This window comes from Paenibacillus sp. PvR133, assembly GCF_017833155.1.
GTDB lineage: Bacteria > Bacillota > Bacilli > Paenibacillales > Paenibacillaceae > Paenibacillus > Paenibacillus polymyxa_B.
Genome location: NZ_JAFIBS010000001.1, coordinates 4,610,429 through 4,627,559 on the forward strand (window position 1 = coordinate 4,610,429; position 17,131 = coordinate 4,627,559).

The 17,131-nt window shown below is 44.1% G+C and carries 13 protein-coding genes and 1 pseudogene; 2 read left to right on the forward strand and 12 right to left on the reverse strand.

Features of this window, described 5'->3' with window-relative positions; all coding sequences use genetic code 11:
- Window positions 1-187: 187 nt before the first annotated feature.
- From JOE49_RS20125 to leuC, 8 genes are all read right to left on the reverse strand, one after another.
- Window positions 188-3,847: a dynamin family protein gene (locus JOE49_RS20125; RefSeq protein WP_209942636.1), complete on the reverse strand. Its 3,660-nt coding sequence runs from the start codon at window positions 3,845-3,847 to the stop codon at window positions 188-190.
- Window positions 3,848-4,324: 477 nt separating this feature from the next.
- On the reverse strand, window positions 4,325-4,597 hold the full coding sequence (locus JOE49_RS20130) for a hypothetical protein (RefSeq protein WP_013310628.1): 273 nt from the start codon (window positions 4,595-4,597) through the stop codon (window positions 4,325-4,327).
- 56 nt (window positions 4,598-4,653) lie between these two features.
- Window positions 4,654-5,328, reverse strand: a complete 675-nt coding sequence (nth, locus tag JOE49_RS20135) for an endonuclease III (RefSeq protein WP_023989081.1) — start codon at window positions 5,326-5,328, stop codon at window positions 4,654-4,656.
- A 213-nt stretch (window positions 5,329-5,541) separates the two neighbouring features.
- Window positions 5,542-6,192, reverse strand: coding sequence for a GerMN domain-containing protein (locus tag JOE49_RS20140; protein ID WP_023989082.1), 651 nt, complete (start codon window positions 6,190-6,192; stop codon window positions 5,542-5,544).
- A gap of 45 nt (window positions 6,193-6,237) precedes the next feature.
- Window positions 6,238-7,737 carry an N-acetylmuramoyl-L-alanine amidase family protein gene (locus JOE49_RS20145; RefSeq protein WP_209942639.1) on the reverse strand — a complete coding sequence of 500 codons (1,500 nt, stop codon included), beginning with the start codon at window positions 7,735-7,737 and terminating at the stop codon, window positions 6,238-6,240.
- 293 nt (window positions 7,738-8,030) lie between these two features.
- The gene (locus JOE49_RS20150) at window positions 8,031-9,605 is read right to left on the reverse strand and encodes an N-acetylmuramoyl-L-alanine amidase (RefSeq protein WP_209942641.1); all 1,575 of its coding nucleotides are present in this window, start codon (window positions 9,603-9,605) and stop codon (window positions 8,031-8,033) included.
- Window positions 9,606-9,837: 232 nt separating this feature from the next.
- A complete protein-coding gene (gene leuD / locus JOE49_RS20155) occupies window positions 9,838-10,440 on the reverse strand; it encodes a 3-isopropylmalate dehydratase small subunit (RefSeq protein ID WP_013310633.1) in 603 nt (200 codons plus the stop codon).
- A 20-nt stretch (window positions 10,441-10,460) separates the two neighbouring features.
- Window positions 10,461-11,885, reverse strand: a complete 1,425-nt coding sequence (leuC, locus tag JOE49_RS20160) for a 3-isopropylmalate dehydratase large subunit (RefSeq protein WP_013310634.1) — start codon at window positions 11,883-11,885, stop codon at window positions 10,461-10,463.
- Window positions 11,886-12,489: 604 nt separating this feature from the next.
- Here leuC and JOE49_RS20165 point away from each other — a divergent pair.
- On the forward strand, window positions 12,490-13,968 hold the full coding sequence (locus JOE49_RS20165) for an FAD-binding protein (protein ID WP_245248446.1): 1,479 nt from the start codon (window positions 12,490-12,492) through the stop codon (window positions 13,966-13,968).
- A gap of 234 nt (window positions 13,969-14,202) precedes the next feature.
- Here the strand turns inward: JOE49_RS20165 and JOE49_RS20170 are convergent, their stop codons facing one another.
- On the reverse strand, window positions 14,203-14,310 hold the full coding sequence (locus tag JOE49_RS20170) for a YjcZ family sporulation protein (protein WP_209943674.1): 108 nt from the start codon (window positions 14,308-14,310) through the stop codon (window positions 14,203-14,205).
- A 133-nt stretch (window positions 14,311-14,443) separates the two neighbouring features.
- Window positions 14,444-15,076, reverse strand: a pseudogene (locus JOE49_RS26985) (Kelch repeat-containing protein); the annotation flags it as partial.
- Window positions 15,077-15,358: 282 nt separating this feature from the next.
- On the opposite strand from JOE49_RS26985, the gene JOE49_RS20180 reads away from it, so the two are divergent.
- Complete coding sequence (locus tag JOE49_RS20180) at window positions 15,359-16,345, forward strand: SPRY domain-containing protein (RefSeq protein WP_209942645.1); 987 nt, start codon at window positions 15,359-15,361, stop codon at window positions 16,343-16,345.
- 100 nt (window positions 16,346-16,445) lie between these two features.
- On the opposite strand, the gene JOE49_RS20185 is transcribed toward JOE49_RS20180, so the two are convergent.
- Both JOE49_RS20185 and JOE49_RS20190 read right to left on the reverse strand, forming a co-directional pair.
- On the reverse strand, window positions 16,446-16,742 hold the full coding sequence (locus JOE49_RS20185; protein WP_209943676.1) for a DUF2500 family protein: 297 nt from the start codon (window positions 16,740-16,742) through the stop codon (window positions 16,446-16,448).
- Window positions 16,743-16,835: 93 nt separating this feature from the next.
- Complete coding sequence (locus JOE49_RS20190; RefSeq protein ID WP_209943733.1) at window positions 16,836-17,012, reverse strand: hypothetical protein; 177 nt, start codon at window positions 17,010-17,012, stop codon at window positions 16,836-16,838.
- Window positions 17,013-17,131 lie beyond the last annotated feature (119 nt).

The following is a 17,131-nucleotide window of genomic DNA, read 5'->3' on the forward strand; positions in this document are numbered from 1 at the left end:
AAGAGGATAACAAGCCGTATTCAGGCAGGTTATCAATTGGTGGGTGATTAGACAAATTAAATCGCTTTCTTATTATTGAATATGGCTATTTACTCAGTATTGCTTTCTTTTTGGAGCATGCATAAAACACCGGGTTGTCCCACAACCCGGTGTCCTGAACTTAAATAAATGGTGTACTTATTTATCTTTACTCCAAAGCCGCAATCTTGCCAGCAAGCTCTTCCCAAACCTGTGGCTGCTCACCGCCCATAAGGGCATGCTCCATGCCACGAGTCGTCTCCAGCATTTGCTCTCGAAGCTGAGCTTTCTGCCACATTTGTTCCTCCTGCATCAGCGTAACGTAAAAAGAAGACATTCGTTCTCGTTGCTGATCCACAGCTTCCCCGATTCGCTGGCGTAATATCGGCTCCAGTTTGGTTTGTAGATTCGCTCGCCCAGTTCCTTCAAAAAATAGCTTTGGATTTTTAAAGCTATTCCAATAGTCCTTCCAATGAATAGACTCCTGCAGGGAAATTTCATTCAGCTCGGGAACAGCCCAGTTTCTGGATTCAGGAATCGTACAATCTAGTCCTTGCAACTGGTGGTTCATGTGTTCTACGCACTGTTGTATAGTCTTGTGTACCAAAATTTGGCCCGTTTTTTCCAGCCGGAGTGTGGTTGCCAGCAATTCCTGAGACAGCTCCAGTTCGATTAAACGCATCAGCTCACGACCACAAGATGCAAAAGCCGAACGAAGATCACCTGCTCCTTCACGCAGAATAGATGGATGAAAAGCCTCTGCCATAAATTCTCCAGTCCGATAGGACAGCCTTTGACGTACATGATACAGCAATTCATCGGTTTCACCCGATAACACAGATGCACCGTTGCTGTCAGTCAGGCCTAGGAGCGTATGCTCCAATTCTCCACGGATGCGAGTTAATCGCTCTAATCGAATCTCACGTTCTTCCTCGCTATACCGGGCATCGGTTGCATGTTGCTCTATGCGGTTCCGCAGCCGACCCAGTTCCTGCATAGCAGAAGCAATGGACAAACCTGCCAGCTCTTCGGCTGCAAATGCTGAAAAATCATCTTCAAATGCATCAAAACGTGAAGCTGAACGCAGCGAAGCCTCTCCCTGTTCGGCAGCTTCCAACGCCAGCATACTGGAAAGCGGATAAATACGTGGTTTTCGGATTCCATTCGCCTGTAGTTGTTCCTGTACATGCCGGGTAACAGAATGCAGTTCTTCTTCAGAAGAAGCCAGATCTGATGCATTAACTATAAAAAACGTCTGATCCAGCGCCAAGGTCTCTTTAACTCGACCTAGTTGGTTCAGGAACTGGCGATCACCTTGCGTAAACGCATGGTTATAATAGGTGACAAATACAAGAGCGTCCGCATGCTTCATATAGTTGAAAGTCACGCCTGTGTGTCGTGCATTCACAGAATCCGCTCCTGGCGTATCCACTAGCACGATGCCCTGACGGGTCAGAGCGCAATCATAATAAAGGTCGATATGCTCCACAAAGCATGATTTGTGCTCAGACGCAACAAAATCCCGATACTGCTCTAAATCCACCTGAAGCTGTTGTCCCAGCAAGCTTTCAGCTTCTTCCCATCCGGCTGCGGCAGCCTTCAAAAAACTATAATGAGGCCTACCCGCAGGATGGATGCCTTCCGGAGATAAAGCATGAACGGCTTCTTGCCAGCCCGCTGCCGCTGGTTCCCCCAATCCTAATAACCGAAATGAGTATTTAAGATCTTCCCGCAACGCGTCCACTGGTTTCATATGGACGTCAGCCGTGGCATGGCGCTCAGCACTTGCAGGCGCCATTATGCGGTTAATCGCCGCTGTCGTTGGATGCGGCGATACGGGCAACACAGCTTCACCCAGCAAAGCGTTGGCGAAGCTGGATTTCCCAGCGCTGAACGCTCCGAACAGCGCCAGCGTAAACTGCCCACCCTCCAGCGCAGCGGCGCGGGCATGTAAATCCCGTACCGCCGCTTGCATGGCAGGGTACGGGCTTACCAGGGCAGCGGCAGCCTTCAATCGGGCCGCTGCTGCATCCAGCCGCGTGCGGCGGCCTCCGGCGGCAGGCTGTGCTGACGCCGTTCCTGCTAGCGGCTGCGCCGATGCGTTGCGCGGGCCAGCGATGCCAGGACGCGCAACGCCCGTTGGTGCCGCAGCTAGCGAGACATCGCCGGTATCGGACGCCGGTGCAGGCGCGTCCGCACGGGGCAAGCCGCCTGGCGCGGACGCCTGCGGCAGCAAGCTGCGCAGCAGGCTGGCGTGCGAAGCCGAGGCCTGCACGCGGGTGCTGTAGCGGCTCGCCGCGTCCGTCTGCGCCAGCAGCGCAGTGCGTGCATCCGCGAGAGCCGCGCGGCGGGCTTCGGCTCGCACTGCAAGCTGGGCCAGCAGCTGGTCTAGCAGCGTTAGCGCCTTACGGCGGCAATCGGCGGTCACAGCAGCGCGTAGATCCTTGCAATAGTTCAACGTATACTCCGGCGACAAGGCATTTTCCTTCACCGTTTGCTCTACCAGTTGCCGGTCCGTCACAGGGCGGATATCATCCAGCTCCTGCTCCATCGCAGCGGACCACAAACCCTGACCGTCACCCCAAGACCTCAGTAGCTCACGTATATGAGGAAGCAATTGTCCCTCCACCTGATCAGTCAGCATTCCTGTCAGCCGTTCCAAACGGCTTTCCTTTTCTCGCTCAGTCTTTCCTCCTGCAAACCATATTCCTGTTTTGAAGCCCGGCTTGCGGCTCTCTAAGTATTCGCCTGCGGCTTCACGTAGCTCCGCTGGCGTCAAATGTGCGTGTTCCAGTAAATGATCCAGCTCTTGACGCAGTCGTTTACGCTCCTGCTCCGGAAGCACCTTCCAGTGTTCATCTTCTTGCTGCAAGGTTTTCTGCTCTATATCCAGGCGCAAAATGGCTTCTTCTCCACCTGCTTCTTTTAACAGTGTGTTCAGTTCCTCTTCTTCAGCTGCCTGCACAGTCTCCACGTGTTGCTCTACCAAATGATGCATAGAGGACACTAAACTGTATGCCAAAAGCTCTGTTTTTCGCTCCAGCAATTTCGGAATCAGGTACGTCAACTGTTTCCACTGGTTCCATGGATGATTCTGCTCCTTCAAGGAAGTAAAGAGGATATCCGTATAATGAACCTGCCAGGCATGAAAGCTGGTCTCCACCTCATTACGATAACGTGTAAATGAAAGCTCTCGCTCCCGGTGTTTATCGATTTGATTGATGATCAAATATAATGGCTTGCCCCAATCCGACAAACTTTTGGCAAAGGACAAATTATTTTCAGATTGGACATGATTGTAATCCATCACATAAAAAACAATATCTGCCCAATGTAAAGCAGAATGTGTCGCCAGCGCATGTCCGTGGTCTGTGGAATCTACGCCTGGTGTATCCAGCAGCACTCCTCCGCTAGATAATATCGGAACATCCTCCCACACTTGAACCGATTCATAGGCTCCACCATTTTTACAATACTCAGCAAGCTCGGACAGGGAGGCTTCCATGCTTTCCGGCTCTGGATTTTCCGCTGATTTGGCTGGATGAATGAGCGCTCTCGGACGTCCATAACGGATGGACACTACATTAGCGCTCGTAGGCACCGGTCCAGACGGCAGCACAGTTTTACCACACAGGCTGTTAATCAAGCTCGATTTACCCGCTGAAAAATGTCCACAAAAGGCAATGGTCAGCTCCTGCGCATATGCTTTTTCCAGCAGATCACCTATCGCCTTCGCTCCCGCTTCATCCTCGGCTTTACGCAATGTACTCTGTATCTGTTCTATCGTATCCAACCACTTTCCCGCATCTCCTGTAATCGTTTGCATCATAAGCTACGGTTCCACTCCTTATCACTTGTCTGCACCAAATAGCTATATTGTAGCATTCCTAAGCCGTTGTGAGAATCATCACATCAAAAAAACTAAACAGCGCTCCCCGCCAGTACCTGGCTTTAGGGAACGCTGTTTTCGTACATGATAATAATAAGTTCATTTTATACTGTCCAAACGGATCATTAAAAATAAATATTTAGGCAACCGAATGCAATTCATCAAAGCCCTCAAAGAGCACCGACGAAGCAAGATATGTATACAACGGGTGAGCCTGCTCATCACGTACATTCACCTTTTAGAACATGGGGAACGCGACACCATAATTCAGGGTCAAAATGTATGCACACTTCATTGGAACGAGGCTCTATCCATATCAGGATGGTCTGCAAGGTTCATATATGCGCCTTCGGGCTGGTTAAACCAGCCGAGCCGCCTACACCGGAACATGCAACGCATGTCGTCCGCGAATTGAACTTAATTGGCTGCAGTCTCAAGCACTGGCAGCAAAATTTCAAATACTTGACCATGCTGTAAAATCGTAATCCCACGGGATTTGTCCTTCATTACGACCACTTCTGGCTTTTGTGACATACGCTCCAGATAATGTTCAGGTACATCACCGGAATGACTAACTGTGATTCCCTCAAGCTCGCGCTCTTCGTTTTCAGCAAATTCTGTTGTTACAATTTGCTCAAAAATATCAGAGAACGCTTCAAAATTGTCTGTATATACCGAAATGCACTTCATACTCTTCATCCTTTTCTACACATAAATGGTTAAACCCTCTGTTACTCTGTGGGTCTTTAAGCTCTACGTTCCTTATCTTTTCTGATAAGAGACGTTTTCATACGTTTCTTGCCTTCCCTGCACACATCAAGTAACGGACATACCTGACATTGAGGATTTTGAGCTTTACAATGGTAGCGTCCGAAAAAAATAAGCCTGTGGTGGGTCAAAGACCATTCATCCCTAGGTACCCTCTTCATCAGCTTTTTTTCCACCTCAAGCACTGAATCATCCCACCCTGCAAAACCGAGCCGTTTGGAAATACGCTCTACATGCGTATCTACCGCAATAGCTGGTACATTGAAAGCAGTAGATACTACGACGTTAGCCGTCTTACGGCCAACACCCGGTAGCTTAACCAGTTGATCGTGCTCCGAAGGTATCTCTCCCCCGTACTGGTCTATTAAAATACGACAGAGGTTATGAATATGCTTGGCCTTGTTTCGGTACAAGCCGATTCTGCGAATATCCTGCTCCAGTTCCTCAAGAGGAACAGCCAAATAATCCTCAGGTGACTTGTATTTTTGAAACAGGTCTGCCGTTACTTTATTGACCATCTGATCGGAGCATTGAGCAGACAATAACACGGCGATCGTTAATTCAAAAGCATTGTCATGGTTCAACTCACAATGGGCATCCGGAAACATCGTACCGATGGTGTCCAATATATGACGTGCGGTTGCTGCATTCACGGAAATCCTACCTCCTACCAAAAAAAACGTCTTGATACGGGATAGCCCGCATCAAGACGGTCACTCTAAATAATCATCCGGAAAGAAACGAATACTATTTGTGCATGACTGCCTGCATAGGCGAGAAATACACTCCTATATTATCATTATCTGTCACAGATTGCACGTGAAAAGTGTGTAAATCTCCAAGAAATTTTCATACCGTCTGATCGGTTAGCGGCTCATGGGATGATCCAAATCTACATGTCCCATTAAGGACTCTAAAGATTGACCATCTACGAGCAAATCCAGCGTTTTGACTTCCTTGAATTGGAACATCGTTTTCTTCAAGGCATCGATAGCTAATTCCTCGCCGCCAGCTCCCAATCGAGCCTCGTCCGGCAGAGAAATATCAAAAGTCAATGCACCGTTATCTAATTTGATCTTATGCACGGAAATTTTCTCGGACCACAACGGGATAAGAGCAGAATCCCCACTCTTTTGCAGAGCTTCAAACGCTTTTTGCAATTTTTCCAGCTCGCTTGGATAGGTAATTTCCTTTTTCTGTTCTTTCAAGCCGTTCTCTTGTGTATCCGTATAGTACACCGTAATCTGCTGTGTTTGTCGATCTCCTGAATTTTCCGTGTCCGTCTTGGTTTTTGTAGGCTCTGTTGACGGAGATGCAGGTGTTTGACTCGCCCCATTATTTTCAGCAGATTGAGCCGAAGGTTCAGGGGTCGTCTGTTCAGGTGTACTATTTTGTGCATTCGAAGTTTGTGTTTCCTGAGATGGAGTCGCAGGAGCCGTTGTTTGCTTAGAGGCACACCCTGCACCTGCAATGGCAAACAGTGCCAGCAGACCTGCAATTACGATTTTCTTGTTCATATGTCCCCCTCCTTGCTTGACGTTGACAAGCGATTTGTTGAAGATCTATTTTACGTCGAGATACTCTGTGATTCCATCTGCAATCCCTTGAGCTACCCGGTTTTGAAAATCTTCATCAAACAGTGTGGCTTCCTCTTTTGCATTACTCAGATATCCTACTTCAAGCAATACGGCTGGCATAGTCGTTTCCCGAATTACATGGAAATTGCCATAACGAATGCCTCGGTCTGTCAGACCCGTCGCAGGAGCAAAGTACTTATGCATAACGTTAGCGAACGCTTTGCTTGCACTACGCTGGTAATACGTCTCTGTACCGTTGGAAGCTGAGCTACCGCTGCTGTTAGCATGAATGGACACGAACACGTTAGCATTAAGGTTTTCAGCTACTTTTACGCGCTGTTTAAGCTCCAAGAATGTATCATCACTGCGTGTCAGCACAACCTCAAGCTTGGGGTTCTGCTTTAATATGCTTTCTACTTTCAGAGCCATAGCTAAGTTGAAGGTCTTTTCATAATTTTTTCTTGAAACACCAACTGCTCCAGAATCTTTTGCTCCATGGCCAGCATCAATAACAACGACCTTTTTACCATTGCTGTTAGTTGGTGATGTCTGCGTGTCATCCGGCTGTGAGCCATCTGGTAACGTTGCGTCTGGCGTGGTATTCACAGAATCTTTGGAAGCCAGATCGACGATAACACGATTCGAACCATCATTATATGCGGTATAATTCATGGCATGTTTCAAATCAATAACAACGCGCACCGTTGAAGGTTCCTTTTGGAATAAAGCATAACGGATACCGGACACATCCGCTTCATTCTCAATGTCCAGCGAACCATTTAAGTTGCTATCCAGCTTTTGCTGCTCTCCGAAATTGTCAGCAAACGCAGTCGCTGGCAAATCCACCACTACCCGATCAGGGCCTGCCATCGTAAACGCTTTCGGCTTGACGGCACTGGCTGTTGTGATGGTTAAACGGTTTTGGCTGAAACTAACTCCCTGCACCTGTGTAACACCTGAGTTCGCATTATTCGTTGGTGCAGTAACACTACCAGTACCTGTATTGTTATTTCCGGACTTGGGAGGTGTAAATTCCCCGTTTCCAGACCCGCTACTGCGGGTATATAATTTTACGGACTTGGAGCTGCTGTCCCATTTTACGTCCAGTCCCATTTGCTCGCCGATAAAACGAAGCGGTACAAGGGCATAATTGGAACGCAGCAGAGGCGAAGCATCCAGACTAATGTCGCTTCCATTGACAGTCGCCGTCTTACTTCCGATTATCATTCGGATCGAGGTACTGTCTTTCTCAATCGTTATGGTTCGCGCCTGCTGCTTCCATGTCACGTCATATCCCAAATTTTCAGAAATTACGCGTAGCGGGACCATTGTACTTCCGCCAATTACTTGTGCCTTAGCACCACTAGGGACACTTAACTGTTGATCGTCGAGATAGATTTGTGTTCCACTCGAAGCCGCATGTCCATAACCCGGAACCGCCCACATGAAGACAAATAATAACAACAAAAAACCAAATTTCTTCATTCGTCACCCTTCCATTCATAATTTTTTTGCCACATGCTCCGGTGCGGCGACCTGATATACGCGCTTATGTAATATCAGACAACCTTATAGACGTTATCTCACACCAAAAGTTGCGAATATATTCCATCATAACAGAAATATACGTGCCAAAGAACTATTTTTGTCGAATTTTGACTAAAAATATAGATCATTCGCTTTCCGTCAAAAGTCACAGCCAAAAAAACTAAAAAAGCTACTTTCACACCCATGAATTTTCATTAAAAGGTGGAAAGTAGCTTTTATTGTAAACATCCTTAGTTAAGTGATTCAGTTGCTCCTATGCCTGTTCCAAGATACTCCTTCAACCCATCGACAATACCTTCGGCGATCTTCTCCTGTGTTTCTTCTGTGAACATGGCTGCTTCATTTGATAAATTACTAAGGTAGCCACATTCCAGCAATACAGCGGGCATTTGTGATTTTCTCGTCACCACATGGTTTGCCACCCTGATGCCATTATCCTTAAATCCGGTAGCCGCTACAAGATATTTATGCATCGCCTTTGCCAGTGCCAAACTGTCCTGGCGTGCATAATAGGTTTCAGAGCCATTGGTTTTTCCTTTATCTGAAGCTAGCATACTATTACCATGAATGGATACAAACACGCTTGCCTGTTGACTATTAGCCAGTTGTGGTCGTTCATCCAGCGTGGGATACGTATCTCCATTGCGAGTCAATACGATTTGAATGTCAGGATCATTTTGTAGAAGCTGCTCGACCTTTAACGCTACCGCCAATGTAAATTCCTTCTCATGTCGCCCAGTCACACTACCTGCCCCAGGGTCCTTGCCACCATGTCCGGGATCAATGACAACGATTCGCCGTCCTTCGACATTCGTTGGTGTTACCACTACCGGATTCACACTACGCTCACGCAATTGAAGGGTGATATCGCCTAGGCCATTGGTTAAAAGGTCGTAATCACGTGCTTGATTTAAAGCAATGACAATGCGTACGCCCCCATTTTGTCCATCTGTGGGAGCAAATCTAATTTCCTGCACATCCTCACTGTCACTATTCGTCAACGCCCGCGTGCCATCGGTGCGAATCGGGAACGGCTGAAGAAAATCAGTCGCCAGTGAAGCCCCGGGTAAATCTACAACAATACGATCATTCCCCGTCATTTTGGATACTTTAGGGGTAATATCTTTGTTCAGAGAAATCTTTAACGTTTCACCCTCAAAAGTAATATTTTGTACAAGCAACGCATTTGCTGTGGTCTGTTCTGTATTTTGCTGCTTGGCTGGTGAAGATGCGGCTTCAGTATGCTTGTCTGCTTCAACTGGATTTATTGTCGTCGCTGTTGCTGAAGACGTTTTATTGGTGCTTGTTGTACTCTGTGTTGACGTTTGCGACGATGGTTGGGATTGAGACTGTTTACTCACTTGTTGAGTTACAGCCTTTTGACTGAGATTTACAGATTTACTTTTATTATTCCAATCTACTTTTAGCCCCATTTGCTCCCCAACAAAACGCAATGGGACCATGGTCGAGCTTCCCCGAAGCACAGGAGGTGCATCCAGACTAACTGTTTTTCCATTCACATCAGCCGATGTACGGCCTACATACATGGACATATCGGTACTATTTTTTTGAATTGAGATTTTATAGGATTGTGGTTCCCACTTGAATTGATATCCAAGCTGCTCCCCAACCACCCTTAGCGGTACCATGATTTTTCCATTGACCATTTCAGGCTTGGCATCTGCAGGCGCTTCCACCCTTTTGCCATCTAAAAACAAATCTGCTCCAGCCGCATTCGCATGAGGGGAGGACGGCCACAACCAAATCAAGATAGCCGCTAGTATCACCCAACCATATTTCTTCATTCTCATTCCCCTAACTTATATATGTATTTTTTGGTATTTCTCACAGACACAGTCCTTCAATCATTTTACATTTACAATACCATGCTGAGTCGAACCGTCAACCCCTTATTTTCCAATTTATTTTTTGAGCATGATAAAAGCCCGCAGGCAAAAGTAATGCCAGTACGGGCTTTCTGTCTAACAAATGAGCTAGCTATATGACTACGTATTGAAACTGAACTGGGAATTAACCCTATGCGCCTTGTTTCGCAGCACGTTTTTGTTCATAAGCCAGAATTTCAGATTCATGCTGGAGTGTCAGGCCAATATCGTCCAAGCCTTGCAGCAGGAACTGGCGGCGATGTTCATCCAAATCGAATTCAATTTTCAGACCATAATCGTCAGTGATCGTTTTATCATTCAGGTCGATGTTTAATTGGTAGTTATCATGCTGCGCCGTGCGCTGAAACAATTCCTCTACTTGCTCTTCAGACAGCTTGATCGGCAATATACCGTTTTTAAAACAGTTATTATAGAAGATATCCGCATAAGACGGAGCAATTACGCAACGAAACCCATAGTCCATAATCGCCCACGGCGCATGCTCACGTGAGGAGCCACAGCCAAAGTTAGCGCGAGAGATCAGCACAGACGCCCCTGCATAACGAGGCTTGTTCGGTTCAAATTCAGGATTGATATTGCCCGCTTCATCAAACCGCCACTCGTAGAACAGAAACTGTCCAAAGCCCGTACGTTCAATTCGTTTCAAAAACTGCTTAGGAATAATAGCATCTGTATCCACGTTCACCCGATCCACAGGTGCTACAATTCCTTTTAATGTTGTGAAAGCTTCCATCGTAATTCCTCCTCTGTATCCTAGCGGACTACTTCTTCCTGCTTGAATTTCCAATCCCGTACATCAACAAAATGTCCATGAATCGCCGCAGCGGCTGCCATTGCTGGAGATACCAGATGAGTCCGTCCTCCGCGTCCCTGACGACCTTCAAAGTTACGATTAGAAGTCGATGCACAACGCTGTCCCGGTTGCAGTACGTCTGGATTCATCGCAAGACACATACTGCATCCCGCTTCACGCCACTCAAATCCTGCTTCTGTAAAAATGACGTCCAGCCCTTCTTCTTCAGCCTGAATTTTCACACGCCCCGAACCTGGTACGACGATGGCCGTTACTTTGTCAGAAACCTTGTAACCTTTGGCAACCTCAGCGGCTGCACGCAAATCTTCAATCCGCCCATTGGTGCAGGAGCCGATAAACACATAATCAATCGCAATATCCGTGATCGGAGTACCTGGCTTCAAATCCATATATTCAAGCGCTTTTTCAGCTGCTTTACGTTCGTTTTCGGTTGGCAGTTCTGCCGGAATCGGTACGGTTGAGGAAATATCTGTACCCATCCCCGGGCTGGTGCCCCAGGTTACTTGCGGAATCAAAGCATCTACGTCAAACTCCAGCACGACATCAAACTCAGCGCCTTCATCTGTGACAAGCTCTTTCCACTCAGCAACCGCTTGCTCGAAAGCAGCTCCTTGTGCTACATGTTGACGTCCACGCAAGTAATTGAAGGTGGTTTCGTCCGGTGCAATCATTCCTGCTCTGGCTCCGCCTTCAATGGACATGTTACACACAGTCATGCGCTCTTCCATGCTCAATTCGCGGATAGATTCACCTGTGTACTCAATAACATAACCTGTGGCGAAATCTGTACCGTATTTGGCAATGACACCCAAAATCATGTCTTTTGCTGTCACACCAGGTTTGCGGCGGCCTACAAAGCGAACTTCCATCGTTTTGGCTTTAGCTTGCTGGAGACATTGTGTTGCCATTACGTGCTCTACCTCACTGGTTCCGATACCAAAAGCGAGTGCTCCGAACGCCCCGTGTGTGGAGGTATGGCTATCACCACAAACAATCGTTTTGCCCGGATGAGTCAGACCAAGTTCAGGCCCCATAACGTGAACGACACCTTGATCCACCGTATCCAGATCATACAGTGTAACACCGAAATCACGGCAATTTTGAGTTAATGTATCAATCTGCTGCTTGGAAATCGGGTCCGTAATATTGTAACGGTCCTTAGTCGGCACGTTATGATCCATCGTTGCAAACGTAAGCTCTGGACGACGTACCTGACGTCCGCTAAGACGTAATCCCTCAAACGCCTGCGGCGATGTTACCTCATGTACGAGGTGAAGATCAATGTACAAAATACTCGGCTTTCCCGCTTCCTGATAGATGACATGGTTATCCCAAATTTTCTCGAACATGGTCTTTTTACTCATCATTATTCACCCCTGTGTTTTTCGAACCTAGTGGAGAGAATCTAACGGCTCTCTCTTGAATGTCAACAATATACCACGGGATGTTTGATTGGTCTAAGATATGATATCTATAGAAGTGATAGGTTAAGGCTATAAGGATGGATACTATGAACTCTGTCGCCTTTTCTAAGGTACTGCCAGTTATTACATTAAGGATTTGTTTGAATATTCATACTGCGAAAGCTGAGTCAATTATATATTCTCAGATAATGTTGACAATATAAGGAATAAACTTGTACAATTAGGAAAATATTTTTTTGGATTCCATTCTTCGTTGGTAACAAGGATATTGGAAATCGTAATAAGAATCATCTTAGCGATTGCTATAATGGTTCTTTTTTTCCTCTACTTTTGCAAAACTGTTCGTATTTGATTTTGTTAGCTCTTAATAACTATATAAAGTATAAAACGAAATATAGTTATATAATTTGATATAAATTACAGGCAATTAACAATGGAGCAAGAATTTTATGAATATCATCTTGATGCGTTTTGTTACAACAAATAGAAAACTGACTACGAGATTCAGCCGAAGATAACATTCACATCCTAAAAGGGAGTTGGAATGATGAAACAAAATGGAATATCCGTTGAACACTACACTCCAATTTTGATTGTCGGTACGGGGATCTCAGGGCTTACTGCTGCTTATTATTTGTCGAAAAATAATATTAAGTACACGATTGTAACAAAAAAGAATGCACCCAAACAAAGCAACTCCTTTCTTTCAGCCGCAAATACTCGGGTTCCATCAGAGAATGAAGTTAACAATATTATTAATCTTACTATTGATAAATGTGGAGCAGATCGATCAGTAATTGAAGCGCTATATAGGAATTCCAACATAATTATAAATTTCTTCAAAGAATTAGGAATTCCTTATGAGAAAACATCCTTTGGTATCATGCCTGAATGTTTGATTAAATCACATGGGGGAAAGAAATTAATCAATTGTTTGTTACAACATATTGAACAACCGATGTGTAATAAAATTTTGATTCATTTGGAAAAGTACGATCAAGGAATTATCGCAGTATTTTATGACACACAATCAGATCAATTTATCAGAATATTTACAAATTATTTGGTATTAGCTACGGGAGGATATGCAGGACAATTCTGTTTCAATGATAATTCGCCGGGTTCAACTGGTGAAACGCTTATCTTAGCTAAAAAAATAGGTGCAAGATTAAAGGGAATGTCTACAGTAATGTGTCATCCTTGGTCTATATATAACGGAAGGCAAATTTTATTGGGCGGGGTTGTATCTTTGAGTCAAGGGAAAATAATAGATGAGGATGGAGTTCAATTATTAAAAGATAAGTATATTTGTGATGCAATTGCTCGAGATGATTACCACGAAATGATTGATGAGATTTTAAAATTCCAACTTGAATGTATCAAACAAAAAAAAGACATGTACTTGGATATGAGCCATGCTGATGAAAATGTTTTAAATGAAAAATTCAAAAAATATGGATTTAGTCCTAAGGTAGTTAAAAATAAAAGAATTAAAATTACACCAACGATGCACTATTCTTCAGGAGGAATCGAAATCAATGCTAATGCTGAGGCTATAAACTTGAATCGTGTTTTTGCTACTGGAGAAGCTCAATTTAATGGTGATCTTGGTATAGGAAGAATCCCTGGGCAAGCATTCGCATCAGGGATCGTTTTTGGTAAATTAATTGCGGACAAAATAGCTAATGAAGGTGTTTTCAATACTCAATATCAAACTTCATTTAAAGATCCACCTGAAACGATGCATCTGTATTCAAAAGAAAATAATGACTTTCCGATTGAAGAGTTTCAGAAAAAGTTGTCAACTTTAATGATGGATTTGATCGCTTCCAATCCACCTGTGGTTTCTCTATCATTCCTTAGAAAAAAAATACAAGAAAGTCAAAACATCATATTAAGTAGAGCAAGAGGATCAGGAAAACGATACGAGGATATTTTAACATTGTCTTTTGGATATTTTGTTGCAATGGAAATTATAGAAGATCTTGAAGCAAAGTCAGGCTTGTTGAGTATCCAAAAATAGGATAAAAAGAGTCGCCTTTTAGGCTAATGGAAAGCACCACGCAACCATTCCAAAAAGAGGCGACCCTCATGGATTAGCCTAGGGCCGAACGGCGAACCTTATAGATTCCTTAGGAACTGATGTGGCTATGCTTAAGAAATTAAATTCAGCACGCTTTAGTCATTATGACCAAAAGGATAAAAAGCACAGGGCTAAGCAGCAATTCGAAAAAATGCCGGTGGAGCTTAAGAATCTTTATAAATGAATTAATTTCAAGATGATTACCAGCAAAATGAACAATGCCAATACAGCAGCTATCGATGTCCAAACTCTTCCGGTGATTCCCTCGCAGTCTCTTTTCATTTCCCCCACACGTAACGCCTCCTTTACTTTAGGGTACTATACTCCATAGGCTATGCGAGGTTTTGGTTAAAGGAAGGGCTTCTTAACAAAAAAAAGCTCCGCCGACCAATTAAGGTCAGCTGAGCTTTTTGATTTATTTAGTGTATTCACTTACTTCAAACGTAAGGATACGATCAAACAGCATGTAGTCCTTGCGGCTGCTGAATGGTCCTTTATTGTTATCGTGCTTGTTAATGGCGTATGAAGCCGATCCAGAACCAGCCTGCTTGCCCTCATACCATGAGATAAAGTCGTTAACCTCTTTCACGCTCAGGTCAAACTCTTTCTCTAAACCGGTTGTCAGGGTAACTACCAGGATTGCACGATCTCCCACCGGGTTATCGGGTTGAGAGGTGCCTGGTTCTCCCGGTTGACTCGGAGAGGTCCCGTCATCGCCAGGCGCATATTTCTCAAAGACTGAATAGTAATTGGATCTATTGGATCCGCCCGCAACATATATTGCATTATTCAAGCTCACTGCCGACAAAAGCCCCCTTGCAGTTGGCATGCTAGTTACAGTAGACCAAGTGTCTGTCTTGGGATTGTATTTTTCAACTTCAGCTGTGGCTGGCCCACTTAATGTAGCAGTTGCAGTATTGCCTCCAATAACATATATTTCATTGTTTAACACTGCAGCAGTCAGCCCCATACGTTTGGTGGACATAGGTGACTTCGTTGTCCAGATATTGGCTTTAGGATCATAGTCTTCTATAGAAGAAAACAAGCCTAGGGCTTATATATCGAATATCAGCTGCTGCTTGTTGACTGATTCCATAGTATTTCAAATCTTCTCAATACTATATTGTGAGACGTGTTGAAGTATCGCGCATATTGTCGCAAAACAAAAAAAGACCTAGCATTTATGGAGTACTAGAGAGAGTAATTACTACACTAAAAATTTAAATCCACTATTAAACTTATATTTGAATATATAGACATTAATGTTTAGACATTCCTATAATCGAGTTTTATAATTCAGTTTGTTATTACATAATTTTAGGAGGAAGTCATGAATAATAAAATGTTCAAAAAGTTTGGGAGTATCTTGTTAGCATTATTTATTGGAGTTTCCGTGTTCTCATTATTTCCTACAGTTACAAAAGCAGAAATTGCCAATGTGACCTGGTCAGATGGGTCTCTAACAAAAACAATTCCTCAATGGAATCAAACCGATATTGCTAATGTAGGTAAAAACTCAGGAAAATGGTACTGGGAAATAAAGCTCGAAAGTGGCTTTGGTGAAGTGGGCTTATTCAGTCCAGATACCAAACAACCAATTAGGTATGAAGGATACTCAGGGTCGAACTATGGTCCTCCAAATTCTTCTACTAATGCTGGGGTTTATGATTACGGGGACGATTATAAAGTAAATGATGTTATCTCGATTGCTTTAGATTTAGAAAATGACACACTAACCTTTTATAAAAACGGTATCTCACAAGGGGTCTCGAAATATACTCCTTCTTCACTAGGAAAGACTGTATATCCTTATATAAGAAACCCTCAAACACCACCTGCTACGTATACTGCTAATTTCGGAGCAAGTGAGTTTAAGTATCCAGTTCCTGAAGGATTTTTACCTTATCAAGCTACGGGCGGATCTACAAAGCCTGATCCGTCCACAACACCTGACCCTTCTACAAAGCCTGATCCATCTACAACACCTGACCCTTCTACAAAGCCTGATCCATCTACAACACCTGATCCGTCTACAAAGCCTGATCCATCGGATACAGATGGTTCCTCACAACCAACTGGAGACCGTGCTATTCTAGCTGTAACGATGGACAATGGGTTTGATAAAGAATTCGATCTGAGTAAAAAAGAATTGAATGCCTTCATCGCTTGGTATGACGCAAAGGATGCTGGTAGAGGTGCTTCATTCTTTGCCATTGATAAGCACAATAACAACAAAGGTCCATATAGTAATCGTAAGGACTATGTAATATTCAATAAAATCCTTACGTTTGAAGTAAGTGAGTATTCAACTAAATAAACAATAAACAGGACTCTATACTGGTTACATACCAGCGAGAGTCCTTTGTTACGTCTGCTCTAAATTCAAGATATATCAGTTTCCCAGTAAAGTCTATTAATCAAGAAACAACTCTTTCTACTCTTAACATTTTGCGTTGTCTTATTACATTAACTGTGTCTCCAACAACTATAATCCCATATTCACTTTCATCTACTTCTAGCTCTTCTCTTTCCCCATTTTCATACTCACAAGTAAAAAAATAATCTTCAGAAGGCGAATCATTTTCTAACCTGACACGTTTATCAAGAACTATTGCTCGACGAATTACTTTCGGTGCTCTTCTGTCACGCCTAGCCGATAACCAGAGCGAGAAGAACAAAATAAAAAGCACAGCTAGAAAACCCATTAAGACCATCAACTAGAATCCCCGCCTTTTTGACAACTTATTGCGTATATTATATCGGGATAACTAAGGCATTTATTTACATCTGCATAAAGCACTACATACTTACCCATAGTCCATAACCTCTACCGTATCTTCACTCAACGGCTTTACTACATATATTCTTACCTGGCTTAATGCAGCTGCAAAAAGTTCTATATCCGACTTTAACACTTTATATGTATGGTTCATGCTGATCACATCAGGATAGTTATTCTGTGAACGGTATGTTAATTCCTTCAACAAAACAATCCCCGCCGACCAGTTAAGGTTAGCGGGGATTTGCTTTGCTTACGTTTAAGCACCTCCAACGACATCCTGGAGTTGAATAACCTGATGACTATGCGACTGAACAGGCACAG